The following is a 12,789-nucleotide window of genomic DNA, read 5'->3' as shown; positions in this document are numbered from 1 at the left end:
TTGATTATAGAAAAATAAGAATCGGCACAAAAAAATTAGCCCAGAAAAATCAGAATGCGGAAGTGGTGTGGTACGGTTTTGGATATGCGGTGTCTTTTTAACAGATGAACAGATCAGCCGGGTCAGGGCATTAATGCGGTAGCCGGCAATGTCCGTGCAACAAGTCTGAGGTCCGGAAGATGGAGGTCTGCTGATCATCATTGAATCATTGATTGAATGACTGGATCACGGAATGAATGTTCAGCAGACCTGTAATCCGGTTTATTTCAGCTCACTGGAGGATTTACCCAACTCACGTCGGGCAATAATCAATTGCTGAATCTGTTGGGTACCTTCAAAAATATCCAGAATTTTTGAATCCCGCGCCCATTTTTCCAGTAGTTCATCTTCGTTGTACCCGATACTGGCGGCCAGTTCGACACATTTCAGGGTGATTTCATTACCAATCCGGCCTGCTTTGGCCTTGGCAATTGAGGCTTCCCGTGAGTTGGGTTTGCGATTATCAGCCATCCAGGTGGCTTTCATGGTCAGCAGACGCGCCGCTTCCCATTCGGCTTCCATACGATAAATCTGTGCAGCAATATTAGAGCTTTGCAGATAAGGTGTTGCATAGTCCGCATCCAGTTCAGCACTGAAAATTTCCCTGATGCGCTCCAGTGAGGCCCTGGCACAACCGACGGCCATGGCAGCGACCAGTGGACGGGTATTGTCAAAGGTTTCCATGACACCGGCAAAGCCCCTGGCCACATCAATTTCAGCATCCCCCAGTAGATTTGCCGCAGGGACACGACAGTCAATGAAACTGATGGCCGCTGTATCTGATGCTTTGATGCCCAGTTTGTGCTCCAGTCGTTCCACAGTCATTCCCGCTGTGCCTTTGGGCACCACGAATGATTTAATGGCAGCGCGTCCCAGTTTTTTATCCAGCGTGGCCCAGACCACGACAGAGTCGGCACGTTCACCGGAGGTTACAAAGATTTTTTCACCATTTAAAATATAGTCATCGCCATCTTTACGGGCTGTGGTACGGATCGCAGCAGAGTCAGAGCCACAACCAGGCTCAGTAATTGCCATGGCAGCCCAGCTGTTCTTAAAGCGTTGCAGCTGCTCATCATTTGCCACAGCAGCAATGGCTGAATTGCCCAGTCCCTGACGTGGCATGCTCAGTAATAATCCGGTGTCGCCGTAGCACATTTCAATAACGCTCAGTGCAGTCGACATATTCACCCCATTTTTATTGCCGGTGTCAGTGTCTCCCCGTTTATTGACAGCTGCACCTGCATTCAGGCCATCTCCGCCTTCGTTCATGCCATCCACCAATGAGGCGAGCATATCAAGTTCTTTAGGATAGCAATGCTCCGCCTTGTCATATTTTCTGGAAATAGGACGCAGTACATTTAATGCTGTTTCATGTGCCTGATCCAGCAGCATCTGGAATTTTTTTGGATTCTGTAGGTTCATACTCAATATTCCTTATTCTGGTATAGATGGATCAGGCATGCAGGCCTGAGTGCAGAATGGCAGTGGCACGCAGATCACGGTACCAGCGTTCCACCGGGTGTTCTTTGGTAAAGCCATGTCCACCCAGGATCTGTACGCCATCGGTGCCGATTTTCATGGATTTTTCTGCACATAACAGTCGGGCCAGATAGGCCTCGCGATGAAATGGCTGACCGGCTTCCGCCAGGCTTGCCGCATTGAGTATCAGCATGCGCATGGATTCAATTTCTATAGCCATATCGGCAATCATGAAGGCCACACTCTGACGATGAGAAATCGGTTCACCAAATGCGGTACGGTCATTGGCATACTGAATACAGTAGGCTTTGACTGCTTCACAGGTCCCCACGGCGATGGCACACCACATCAGGTTGCCCAGATCGAGAAAGGCCGTGTAGTTGAAATCATCATCACCCAGTCGTTCCGCAGGGGTCTGATTAAATTTCAGTGTGACTGTTTCGGCAGCTTTTAAGCCCATGGCCGGGGTTTTGCGTACCAGAATGCTGTCATCACGTTTTACGATAAATATGTCGGGCTGACCATTTACAGCAGCGCTGACCAATAGCAGGTCGGCGGTTTCACCTAAAATCACCAGGGTTTTTTCACCGGAGATGAAATATTGTCCATTGCTCTGAACAGCCTGTGTGGTCAGCCTGAATGGATTGAAGGCCGGCGTGGCTTCCTGCACTGCAAATGTTGCCTGAATTTCTGTATCTTCGGCAAAACCAGCCAGATAACTTGATTGGATCTGCTCAGACCCCCATTGAGTGATTGCATTAATAACGCTGAAAGTCGACAGTAAGCCTGCGGTCAGGGTGAAATCACCTCTGGCCAGGTGCTCTGCAATCAGAATATTGCTCAGCACATTTTTTTCCGTTGCAACACCACCCAGCGCTTCTGGCAATGCATAGTAGTTCAGTCCCAGCTCAGAACTGCGCTGCCATAGTTCTGCCGGGAATTTTTCATGCTGGTCAGCCTGATGAGCAAGCGGATAGAGGATTTCGGCAGCAAACTGGTCCATTGCATCACAGGTCATCTGCTGTTCTTCGGTCAGATTTAAATCAAACAGGGATTTATTCTGACCGGGCAGGCGCTGCTTGCTCAGGTCCGGGCTGGATTTAAATATTTTTTGTGTTTTGCTCAGGGTTTTAAATCCGGCTTTTGATCCCTGATACAGCGATTTTTCTACAAATTTGCGGAGTTTCAGCTGATCAAGCAGATTACTTCCTGCCAGCCGGGTGATGAGTGCCAGGCCTAGTCCCTGAGCTTTATTTGCAATATTGGTCATTTTTATACCTTCATCATTCTGTGAGAATATGCGGTTATCCTGACATGTAATGGCATAAAAAAATATGTCGGCGCTGACAGGCTGATTGATGATATGTGAGTGGATCGGGTAGTATGCTTTTATTAATTAAGTCACTTATTTATATGAATTAATCTTGATTTAAAATTTTTATGTAAAATGTGAAATTGACCAGAGTGACAAAAAGACTCTTACCCTGGTCAGCGCCGGCAGCCTGAATTTAAAGAAAAGGCTGCAGCATTTTCCGGACATTGGTTTTTGCTTCAATGACAGTCATAAAGGTATAGGCGCCAATAAATTTCCGGCTGATGAACATGAATTCCTTGGGCGGTATACTGAAATAACGTGATGCCATCGATTTTGAAGCACGTTGTATCACCCGGCTATGTAGTTGACTCTTTTTCCAGTCATAGCGGTTCTGATCGTCCATGACGCCCGGTGGCAGTTCCGGGTTATTTTCAGGGGTGCTGAAGGATTCTGTTGCCAGCAGGAATACTTTGGCCATATCCGGTTTAATGCTTAACGGCATGTGATCAAAAAATTCATAACCTGTCATGGCATGGACCATTTTCTCAGCATTATGCTCATAGCCTGCAATCATCAGATTACAGGCGACAGTCAGCAGGGAAGCATCAAACTGACGGATTGCCCCGAAATCAAGCAATACAATTTTATCCTGAATATTTTCCCCATTTCCCAGCCGAACCAGGTAATTCCCGAAATTCGGATCAGTCTGCATTTCGCCCCATTCAAAAATTTCACGTATTGCAATTTCAATGGAGGCTTCACCCAGCAGGTTGCGGCGTTCCTGTGGCAGTGACAGCATCACCGGACTGTTGATGGGAACACCACGCTCAAAGGTCATGCACAACACCTGACCGGTACAGTATTCATCAATTATCTGCGGGACGATGTAGCGGGCATCTCCTTTGAGGCGTTCAGCAAAGCGGCGGGTAGTTTCAGCTTCAATACGATAATTGACTTCGCGGTGCATCATGTCCCGGACTTCATCGAACCATTGGTCAAACTCACGGGTCTGCGGCACCATGCGGGTCAGTTTGAGCATGTTTTTAAATAAGCTCATATCTGAATCAATCGCATCTGCCACACCGGGATACTGGATTTTCAGCACCAGTTCCAGCCCATCTGACTTTCTTATTGCACGGTGTACCTGTGCAAGTGAAGCGGTACCAATCGGTTCCCGGTCAATGGTCAGATCATTGAGTTTTGAGCCCAGCTGACTGACCAGTTGTTCCTTAATTGCCGGCCAGGCCAATGCGACTGTCTGATTATTCAGGGTATTCAGTGCCTGGGTAATTTCTTCGGGTAGAAAGTGTTCACCATAAAGCGCCATCATCTGGCCAATTTTTACAATGGAACCCTTGAGTTTGCCAATTTCAGATACCAGATATTCTGCCTGTTCCTTCATGGCTTTCTTACGTTTTTTTTCTTTTTCTGCATCACTTGAAAAAATTGAGCTTGCACTTGAGGCCGCCCAACGGGTACCGGCCAGTAATGATGCCCTGGCAATCGATAAGCGTCGATCCATAGAGGAAGTTTTTAATTGTTTCAGCTTATCGTTCTGATCTGACATGAAGATGAAGTCCTTGAAGCAATACCGGCAGATGAATGATTGTAACGAATATTACATGTTCTGAGCGTATTAAAACAGTTCAACTTGATGGAATTACAGAAAAGTGCAGGGAGTGGGATGGAGTGAAAAGCGCTTAATGGGCGGTGATGCTATTGGTCAGTAATCAGAATCGGTACTGGATTTTCAGATTTTCACGTTTCATCAGTTGTAATTTATTGGCCTGAATATAGCTTGTGATCATATTCTGAACATTCTGGTCAAGAAATCCTGAAGCATAACCTTTGACAATGATGCTGCTGGGCAGGCAGAAAAAGAAATATTTTGCATCCTCCAGTGACGCTGTCTGGAAGACACCGTGTTCGATTAACAACTGTTGAAAAAATCGTTTTTCCGTTTCAACAACAGCAGATGTTTCATCGTTCCAGTAGTTGTGGCGCATGGCCATGAGGTTATTGTGTTTGTAACTCATCAGAATATAAAAATCAGAATTTGATCTTATATATAGTCGGGCTGCTGAAAAAAATCAAGCCGGGAAAAATTTCTTAACAATGCTGCCTGGACCGGACTGATCAGAAAATACTATTTAAGGCTGCCTGCACGGCACTACACCGGATGATCAAAGCATAAAACGATGATGGAACAAAGCATTATATGATATGCAAAAAACACAAATTCCCTGGTTTTTGGTTCGCTTATAACATATTGATTTTTAAAGGAAGTAAAAGAATCTATAAAATATTGGGGTAAAAAAGACCGGCGATTTATCTGATCGGCAGGTCGTGTTGAAAAGGCAATGGCCCAAATCCGCTTAAATATTATAAAAACAGTGAAAACAGGGTATCATAAGCCGTTTAAAAGAACTGACCCTGGAGAAGCCTTAAGTGGATCAACTGACCATTCGTCCTGAGTATTTACAGGAAGCTGCTGAACACCTGGTAACCATCCGCGATTTTATTCGTTTCGGCGTTTCAGCTTTACGTCAATATGATGCACATCTGGGTCAGGGAACCGAAGATTTTTTTGCGGAAAGTGCGGCACTGGTTTTACAAAGTCTGTCACTGGACTGGAATGCCAGCCCGGAAATTCTGGATGCAAAACTGCTTCCGAGTGAAAAGGCGGAATTTATCAGCCTGCTGGAGCGGCGGATTAATGAAAGAATACCGACCTCCTATTTGCTGAATCTGGCTTATTTCTGTGACAGACCCTATTATGTCGATGAGCGGGTACTGATTCCGCGTTCACCGATTGCTGAATTAATTCAGAATCGTTTTGCACCTTATTTCCTGGATGAAACGGGCCAGTCACGTGAAGGGCTGAACAATCTGCCTGAAAATCATCATCCGCATAGTCCGCGCCGGATTCTGGATCTGTGTACCGGTTCCGGCTGTATTGCCATTGCATTGGCCTATGCATTTCCGGAATCTGAGGTGGATGCCACGGATATTTCCAGGGAAGCACTGGAAGTTGCATCCATCAATACAGAACACCACAATATGCAATATCAGGTTGCACTGATGGAATCTGATCTGTTTACAAAACTTCCTGCTGAACATCAATATGATCTGATTGTTTCCAATCCACCTTATGTCGATGCAGAAGATATGGCAGATTTACCGGCTGAGTTCCTGCATGAGCCGGAACTGGCATTGGCAGCCGGACAGGATGGCCTGGATCTGGTACGTAAAATGCTGGCACAGGCCGCGGACTATCTGACCGAAGATGGTCTGATTGTGATTGAAGTGGGGAATTCAGAATGGGCCATGAAACAGAATTTTTACCAGGTGGATTTTCATTGGCTGCAGTTTCAGAAGGGTGGTACAGGCATCTTTGCATTGACTGCAGCACAGTGTCGTCAGTATCGTGATCTATTCATTCAGTCTGTTCAGGGATAAGGAGTTGTAAAAATGGCAGGTAACAGCATTGGACAACTCTTTCGTGTCACCACCTGTGGTGAATCGCATGGACCTGGCCTGATGGCAATTGTCGATGGCGTTCCACCAGGTCTGGAACTCTCTGAGGCAGATCTGCAGAAAGAGCTGGACCGTCGTAAACCCGGAACGTCAAAATTTGCAACCCAACGCAAAGAACCGGATCAGGTGGAAATTATTTCCGGGGTTTTTGAAGGCAAAACCACAGGAACACCCATTGGTTTATTGATCCGCAATACAGATCAGAAATCCCGGGACTACGGCAATATCGCTCAGACGTTCCGGCCAGGGCATGCAGATTATAGCTATACCCAGAAATATGGTTTTCGTGATTATCGGGGCGGTGGCCGTTCAAGTGCCCGTGAAACGGCCATGCGTGTTGCGGCAGGTGCGATTGCTAAAAAATATCTGTCAGAAAAGTTTGGTATCCTGATTCGTGGTCATGTCACCCAGATTGGTACTGAAAAGGCTGAAAAACTGGACTGGAATGAAGTTTCTGCAAATCCATTTTTCTGTGGAGATACTGATGCGGTACCTCGTTTTGAGGCGCTGGTCACTTCACTGCGGGAACAGGGTACCAGCTGTGGTGCAAAACTTGAAATTCTTGCTGAGCGGGTTCCGGTCGGTTGGGGTGAGCCGGTATTTGACCGTCTGGATGCTGATATTGCCCATGCCATGATGAGCATCAACGCAGTGAAAGGCGTTGAAATTGGGGATGGTTTTGCAGTGGCAGAACAGTTTGGACATGCAACACGGGATGAACTGAGCACAGATGGCTTCCTGGCCAATCATGCCGGCGGTATTCTCGGTGGAATTTCCAGTGGTCAGACCGTTCGTGTTGCCATTGCCTTAAAGCCGACGGCCAGTATTACCACGCCGGGTAAAACCATTAACATCCACCGTGAAAATACGGATGTGCTGACCAAGGGGCGTCATGATCCCTGTGTTGGTGTGCGGGCAACGCCGATTGCAGAAGCGATGCTTGCCATTGTACTGATGGATCATTTCATGCGGCATCGTGCTCAGAATACTGATGTCGTGACGCCCTTTGCACCCATTGAGCCAAAATAACGGCAGTTTCTGAAATTATGGTTTCTGAGCATAAAAAAACCAGACATCAGTCTGGTTTTTTTATGCATGAATTATTTATTGTGCCGGCTGACTGACGTAACCTTTCATAAAGGTCAGGTAAGCAGAGGATTTCTGACCATCTGCCTTGACAATTGGACGCACAATATCGCCTTTATCAGTCACCAGTTTCAATTCAATAGCTCGGGCATCCCTGAATGAGTTCAGAAAGCTGACCGGAACGCGGATGGAGTTACTTGAAACAGTGGACTCTGACTGTTTAAGGTACTGCGTCGACTGGATGGTTGAATAAATATAAGGCTGCTGCTGGTCCACCAGAAAAACAAACTGTTTAATCTCATAGGGTTCGCTGTTGCTGATTTCCGCGGTAATTTTAAAGCCATCGCGGGTTTCATCATTCCAGCGCATGGCAAGCTCAGGACAGACTTCGTTTGCTTCACAAATCAGAGGCCCTTTAGCCACTATTTTTTCGGGATATGAGCCTGCACAACCGGTCAGTATGATCATGGCGCCAGCAAGAGCAAATTTGAGTTTCATGTGTATACCTGTGTTTTAGGAATTTTAGTTAACAATTGATAATGCAGTAAATCTACCGTTTTATACTGGAAAAGGAAATACCATCCCCAGGTGCGTATGCTAAAATACTGTATTTACTGAAAATTTAATCTACATCACACTTCATCCATTCTGTGCCAGAGCTCAGAGAAAGGCTGGTAACAATAAGGCAGTAATGATGCTGCAAAATAATAACCACTTATAAACATAGTATTTCCTGTAGTTCTTCGCCTTAATTTCCCGGCCTTTGGCATGAATGGCATACAGATATTTGAACATTCGGTTAATCAGGCCGGTCCGGTCATCCTCATTGTTGGGAGAGGATGCTGCGGCCATGACCTTACGGCCAAACCATTGATTGAAATGCTGTGCCCAGCCCCATTTCATTGGGCGTTCAATATCACAAAACAGAATGATCCGGGTCTGTTCTGATTTATTTTTCGCCCAATGGACATAGGTTTCATCAAACAGGGTGGCCTGGCCATCACGCCAGCTATAACGCTGCTGATCAACTTCAATAAAACAGTCGTCGCTATTGGGGGTTGTCAGTCCCAGGTGATAACGAATGGAGCCGGCATAAGGGTCTCTGTGCTTACCCAGATAACTGCCGGAAGGTAGTTCAGCAAACATGGCTGCCTTTACCGATGGAATCTGTTCAAGCAGCGCAACCGTTCTGGGGCAAAGTTCCCGGGCGGAAGGATGGCTGTCCTGGTACCATTTCAGATAAAAACGTTTCCAGCCTCTTTTGAAAAACGTATTAAAACCGGCGTCATTATTACTGTCTGCGGCTTTAATTTTATTTTGCAGTTGTACGGCTTCGTCACGAATAGTTTCCCAGTGATCCTGTAAGGGCTTGAGCTCCGGAAATTGCTGTACGTCAAAAAAGGGCGTATTCGGCAGGCGTGAAAATCCTGTCATGAACATATTCACCGGGCCAAGAAAAGTCGAATGATCAAAAAACTGGCGGGACAATTTCAGCCGTTCTTTACCACGTAAATGTGTGTATAAAAGACTGATAAAAAAAATGGATACAATGACGGCTGCATACATGGCTAAACAGAAATGGTGTAATTTAAACATCACTATTATAACAATAATGATTTTTGGAAACGAGTCTTAAGGTGTAAAAATATTGATATATGATAATTGATTGACGTTTTATGTAGGCATATGGAAATTTGTCTGTGTTGATGTAAAATGGTGATGTAAAGCGATCTGAATACCGTGATTCTTAAAGATTACTGCATATTGTTATCCTGAAGAAAATTGAATAAATTTATATATTAATGCAATATTATTGTCATAATTTATGGGCATACTGTACCTACTAAAAGTACAACTGTAACAAGAACAACAAGAATCTCAGCGCTAAAGAGGCTGTGAATTTACGGTCTACCCACTTAATTTATTAAGTGGGTATTTTATTTGCCCCCTATAATTTATCCTGAAGTTTTATGATGGAATATTCATATATCAGAGCGGTTGGCATTTATGCCCAGTCATATCTGCAAGCTGAGTTATGACAACAGACCGCATTGATCCGACTCAGATTGAGTCACTGTCTTTAAAATTTACTGAAATCATTGATGAAAGAGGTTATAAAGTAGAGGTGCCAATAAAGGAGGATGAAGAATGAAGACAACAGTGAAATATGTTGTACTGAAAAGTAAGGAATATCAGTTGGGTACCCCTTTATTTGAAGAAAACATGGATGCCGATAGCCATTATTTCGATACAATTCCAGAAGTCATTCATTATCAGAAGCATGATTTCCGGGTCAAGTCCAAGGAACTGATCCGTAAACAGATTTTTGATGATTTTGAGGAATTTCAGACGATTCTGGTCAAAGTGATTGCCCTGAACTGATCCATATCAGTTTCTGTCAGAGATAGATCCTGGCTTAAATAGGATTCCTGGCGTGCAATGCAATCCTGAACAGGGGACAGGGCAATAGCTGGAATGGATTGCTGTACATCATTTTCTATATGATTTGACTCATGCGGCCTGTTTATATTTTTGTGGCAGAAATTCCCGCTATATTGTAAATAAAAGCAATGCTTTGTTTTTACTCAGGACTATAGTTGCCCTGCAACATCTGCCTGATGGATTGTTCTGATCCATTTGATAAAACCGGTATAAGGTATGGCAAATCGGTGATTGCAAAACATCGGTGCTGAAGCTGTATTTATTTAACGTAATGTTATAACATTGCGAAAAATATTGCAGGGGAACACCAATATCATGCGTTATACAACATTAATGTTGTTTATTTTAGTGGCTATGCAGAACGCCCAGGCAGAGGATAAGTCTGATATTCCCGTACTGAAAGCTTTGAAATATCAGGCTGAAAGCAACACAGACCCGGATGTCGTGGTGGTTTCAAAAGACCGTATAGAGGAAGCCAAAACACTGGGTGATGCCGTTCAGCATATATCGGGTGTTCAGAATAGTGCTTTTGGTCCTAATGCAGGGGCGCCGGTAATTCGCGGCTTAAGTGGTAACAGGGTCAGTATTCTTGAAAACGGCCAGGCTGTGAATGGGATGAACTCCATCAGTGGCGATATCAATATTCCATTTGATCCATTATTTACCAGATCAATTACATTAAATAAGTCGAGTGATGCGGTCCGTTATGGTGGGCATGCAGTTGGTGGGAGTGTGGATATTGATACCGGATTGATTTCCCGGACGATGGAGGAAAAAAATCGTAGCCTGGATGTGGTGTTTAAAAAAGGATTTAATAACTTTGATGCCAGGGGAATAAAACTGAATATTAATAACCAGAAGAATCTGTCGACCAATATTCAGTTTTCAACTCAGGAGATATCATCCTATAAAATTCCCGGTTATAGTAAAGCCAGCATTTGCGATACTGATGTCTTTCCGCCAGGGGGTGGGGTAAATAGTTCACTGTCTGCTGTTTGCCAGCGCGATACCAGGATTCAGAGGAATTATAATACAGCCTCACAACCCTATATCAATCAGTTTATGAGAGAGAATCCGGACTATGCTGATGATCAGTCTTCCTATTATACGGATCAGCCAGTATCAAACTGGTTTGGCGGAAATTATACTAACCCAGTTAATCCTGACTATGTCCCCAATACACCACAATATACTGAACGAAAAATCAATGCGGATGTAACACCTAATTATCATAAAAAACTCGGGAACAGTTATGCAAAAAATGAAAATATTGCCATGGGGACCACTTATTTTTTGAATAATGGTTATATTGGTGTCAGTGTCGATCATAAAAAAAGTAGTTATGGGGTGCCAGGGTTTTCCATGGAAAATAAATCTTTTCAGGAATCCTATGATGATGGCCGGCCGGTTGGAGTTCAAATTGAGCAGAATCGCTTCGCAGTTGAGGCATTGCTGAATAATCCGGTTATTTTTCTGGATTCACTGCAGTTGAATGTATCCAGGGTCAACAGTACAACAGGGGAATATATTGGTTCTTCCAAATCAAATAATTATAAATTTGATACCAGTTTTGCTGAGTTGTTATTGAAGCATAAACCTGTGGGCAATCTTTCAGGCGAACTGGGGTTAAGTTTTGCTTCGCGGGATGTCAATGGTTCCGGGCCTGATCGTTATTTACCCAACGTTAAAACAGATACTCAGGCGGCTTTTATTACCGAAAAACTGAATTTTAATAAATTTTATGTGGATGCAGGTTACCGTATTGAAAAAGTTGATCATCAGATCAAGGACCTCACTTTCAAACAGTCGTCCAATTCATCCAATGGTCGCCTGCAAGGACGGGATTTTGACCTGGGCAGTTATTTTGCTGGAGCGGGGTTAAAACTTACCGATTATCTCGGTTTTAGAGTCAAATATAGTGAATCAGAGAGAGCGCCAGAGCTGAATGAACTATATTCTTCAGGTCCGCATTACTCTCATATGACCCAGGAAGAGGGTAACCAGAATCTGAATGAGGAAAAAGTAAAGACACTTGAATTTACCACCACGCTTGATTTTAGGGATACTCAGCTGAAGGCAACGCTGTATCGGACCAATTATGACAATTATCTTTATTTATTGAACTCCGGTATGGAGACGTCTGGAAACCGCCTACCCCTGAAATACTGGAGACAGACAGATACAGATATAAATGGTTTTGAAATTGATCTGAGTCAGAGTTTTGATTTGGCAAATTATGGACAGCTTACAGTTTCGGGCTTTGCTGATCTGGTAAAGAACAAAGTTGCTGGTGAACTGCAGGGAACAATGACGAACACTGGTGCTTATATGTCAAATATACCCACTAATCGCTATGGAGCAACTGTTGAATGGAGTATGGAGAGTCTGTCAGCACGTTTATCCAGTATTTATTATGATAAAGCACAATATCTGACTAAAAATGTCAATATGGAACCTGCTTTACCGGCATATAACATGGTTGACCTTTCCATTAGTAAGAAAGTCAGCCTGAAAAATGCCGATTTTGATTTTTTTATTAATGGACAGAATTTACTCGATGAAGATGCCAGACCGTATAACTCTCCATTGAGATATATTGCACCATTGCCTGGCAGGTCATTTCAGTTGGGCATCACGATGCATATCTAAGACTGGCGCTTGATAAACAATAGGACCGTTGTTAATTATTGCAGTAAAAGCACTTTCGGGTGCTTTTTTGCTCTTTAGAACACTGTAATACTGGTGTAATGAGGGTTTATTATGGCTTGTCGGGATGTTCAGTTCAGTATTCCATATTATTTCCTTCATATTACTCTTTTTAGGATTTCAGGTATCAGTGATATAAACTATGTCGAATATGCATTTACGCTATTGAACCGGACATGATGAAC

At 44.0% G+C, this 12,789-nt stretch carries 9 protein-coding genes and 1 pseudogene; 4 read left to right on the top strand and 6 right to left on the bottom strand.

Features of this window, described 5'->3' with window-relative positions:
* Nucleotides 1-303: 303 nt before the first annotated feature.
* The 4 genes and pseudogenes from ACT6PV_RS08460 to ACT6PV_RS08445 all read right to left on the bottom strand — a co-directional run.
* A pseudogene (locus ACT6PV_RS08460) lies at nucleotides 304-1,074 on the bottom strand (acyl-CoA dehydrogenase family protein); the annotation flags it as partial.
* Nucleotides 1,075-1,492: 418 nt separating this feature from the next.
* Nucleotides 1,493-2,779, bottom strand: coding sequence for an acyl-CoA dehydrogenase family protein (locus tag ACT6PV_RS08455; protein WP_445117074.1), 1,287 nt, complete (start codon nucleotides 2,777-2,779; stop codon nucleotides 1,493-1,495).
* 247 nt (nucleotides 2,780-3,026) lie between these two features.
* A complete protein-coding gene (locus ACT6PV_RS08450) occupies nucleotides 3,027-4,400 on the bottom strand; it encodes an ABC1 kinase family protein (protein WP_445115944.1) in 1,374 nt (457 codons plus the stop codon).
* 163 nt (nucleotides 4,401-4,563) lie between these two features.
* Nucleotides 4,564-4,869, bottom strand: a complete 306-nt coding sequence (locus tag ACT6PV_RS08445) for a hypothetical protein (protein ID WP_445115943.1) — start codon at nucleotides 4,867-4,869, stop codon at nucleotides 4,564-4,566.
* 412 nt (nucleotides 4,870-5,281) lie between these two features.
* Here ACT6PV_RS08445 and prmB point away from each other — a divergent pair, with 412 nt between their 5' ends.
* Together prmB and aroC are read left to right on the top strand one after the other, a co-directional pair.
* A complete protein-coding gene (prmB, locus tag ACT6PV_RS08440) occupies nucleotides 5,282-6,292 on the top strand; it encodes a 50S ribosomal protein L3 N(5)-glutamine methyltransferase (protein ID WP_445115942.1) in 1,011 nt (336 codons plus the stop codon).
* A gap of 12 nt (nucleotides 6,293-6,304) precedes the next feature.
* Nucleotides 6,305-7,399 carry a chorismate synthase gene (aroC, locus tag ACT6PV_RS08435; RefSeq protein ID WP_445115941.1) on the top strand — a complete coding sequence of 365 codons (1,095 nt, stop codon included), beginning with the start codon at nucleotides 6,305-6,307 and terminating at the stop codon, nucleotides 7,397-7,399.
* Between the two features lie 75 nt (nucleotides 7,400-7,474).
* Here aroC and ACT6PV_RS08430 read toward each other — a convergent pair whose 3' ends face one another.
* Both ACT6PV_RS08430 and lpxO read right to left on the bottom strand, forming a co-directional pair.
* A complete protein-coding gene (locus ACT6PV_RS08430) occupies nucleotides 7,475-7,954 on the bottom strand; it encodes a hypothetical protein (RefSeq protein ID WP_445115940.1) in 480 nt (159 codons plus the stop codon).
* Between the two features lie 162 nt (nucleotides 7,955-8,116).
* The gene (gene lpxO, locus ACT6PV_RS08425; RefSeq protein WP_445117073.1) at nucleotides 8,117-9,022 is read right to left on the bottom strand and encodes a lipid A hydroxylase LpxO; all 906 of its coding nucleotides are present in this window, start codon (nucleotides 9,020-9,022) and stop codon (nucleotides 8,117-8,119) included.
* A gap of 582 nt (nucleotides 9,023-9,604) precedes the next feature.
* Here lpxO and ACT6PV_RS08420 point away from each other — a divergent pair.
* Together ACT6PV_RS08420 and ACT6PV_RS08415 are read left to right on the top strand one after the other, a co-directional pair.
* Nucleotides 9,605-9,838 carry a hypothetical protein gene (locus ACT6PV_RS08420; protein WP_445115939.1) on the top strand — a complete coding sequence of 78 codons (234 nt, stop codon included), beginning with the start codon at nucleotides 9,605-9,607 and terminating at the stop codon, nucleotides 9,836-9,838.
* A 375-nt stretch (nucleotides 9,839-10,213) separates the two neighbouring features.
* Nucleotides 10,214-12,547 (top strand): TonB-dependent receptor domain-containing protein, encoded by a 2,334-nt coding sequence (locus ACT6PV_RS08415; RefSeq protein WP_445115938.1) that lies wholly within the window; start codon nucleotides 10,214-10,216, stop codon nucleotides 12,545-12,547.
* The last annotated feature ends 242 nt before the right edge of the window (nucleotides 12,548-12,789 follow it).

This window comes from Acinetobacter sp. WZC-1 (assembly GCF_052544965.1).
Note: the sequence above shows the minus strand (reverse complement) of the source record. Positions and strands in the feature narration are given on the sequence as shown.

Bases quoted from the DNA above. Each gene is read 5' to 3' on its own strand.
- ACT6PV_RS08445 (WP_445115943.1), bottom strand. From the start codon at position 4,869: ATGAGTTACAAACACAATAACCTCATGGCCATGCGCCACAACTACTGG.
- aroC (WP_445115941.1), top strand. From the start codon at position 6,305: ATGGCAGGTAACAGCATTGGACAACTCTTTCGTGTCACCACCTGTGGT.
- ACT6PV_RS08430 (WP_445115940.1), bottom strand. From the start codon at position 7,954: ATGAAACTCAAATTTGCTCTTGCTGGCGCCATGATCATACTGACCGGT.
- lpxO (WP_445117073.1), bottom strand. From the start codon at position 9,022: ATGTATGCAGCCGTCATTGTATCCATTTTTTTTATCAGTCTTTTATAC.
- ACT6PV_RS08450 (WP_445115944.1), bottom strand. From the start codon at position 4,400: ATGTCAGATCAGAACGATAAGCTGAAACAATTAAAAACTTCCTCTATG.
- ACT6PV_RS08415 (WP_445115938.1), top strand. From the start codon at position 10,214: ATGCGTTATACAACATTAATGTTGTTTATTTTAGTGGCTATGCAGAAC.
- ACT6PV_RS08420 (WP_445115939.1), top strand. From the start codon at position 9,605: ATGAAGACAACAGTGAAATATGTTGTACTGAAAAGTAAGGAATATCAG.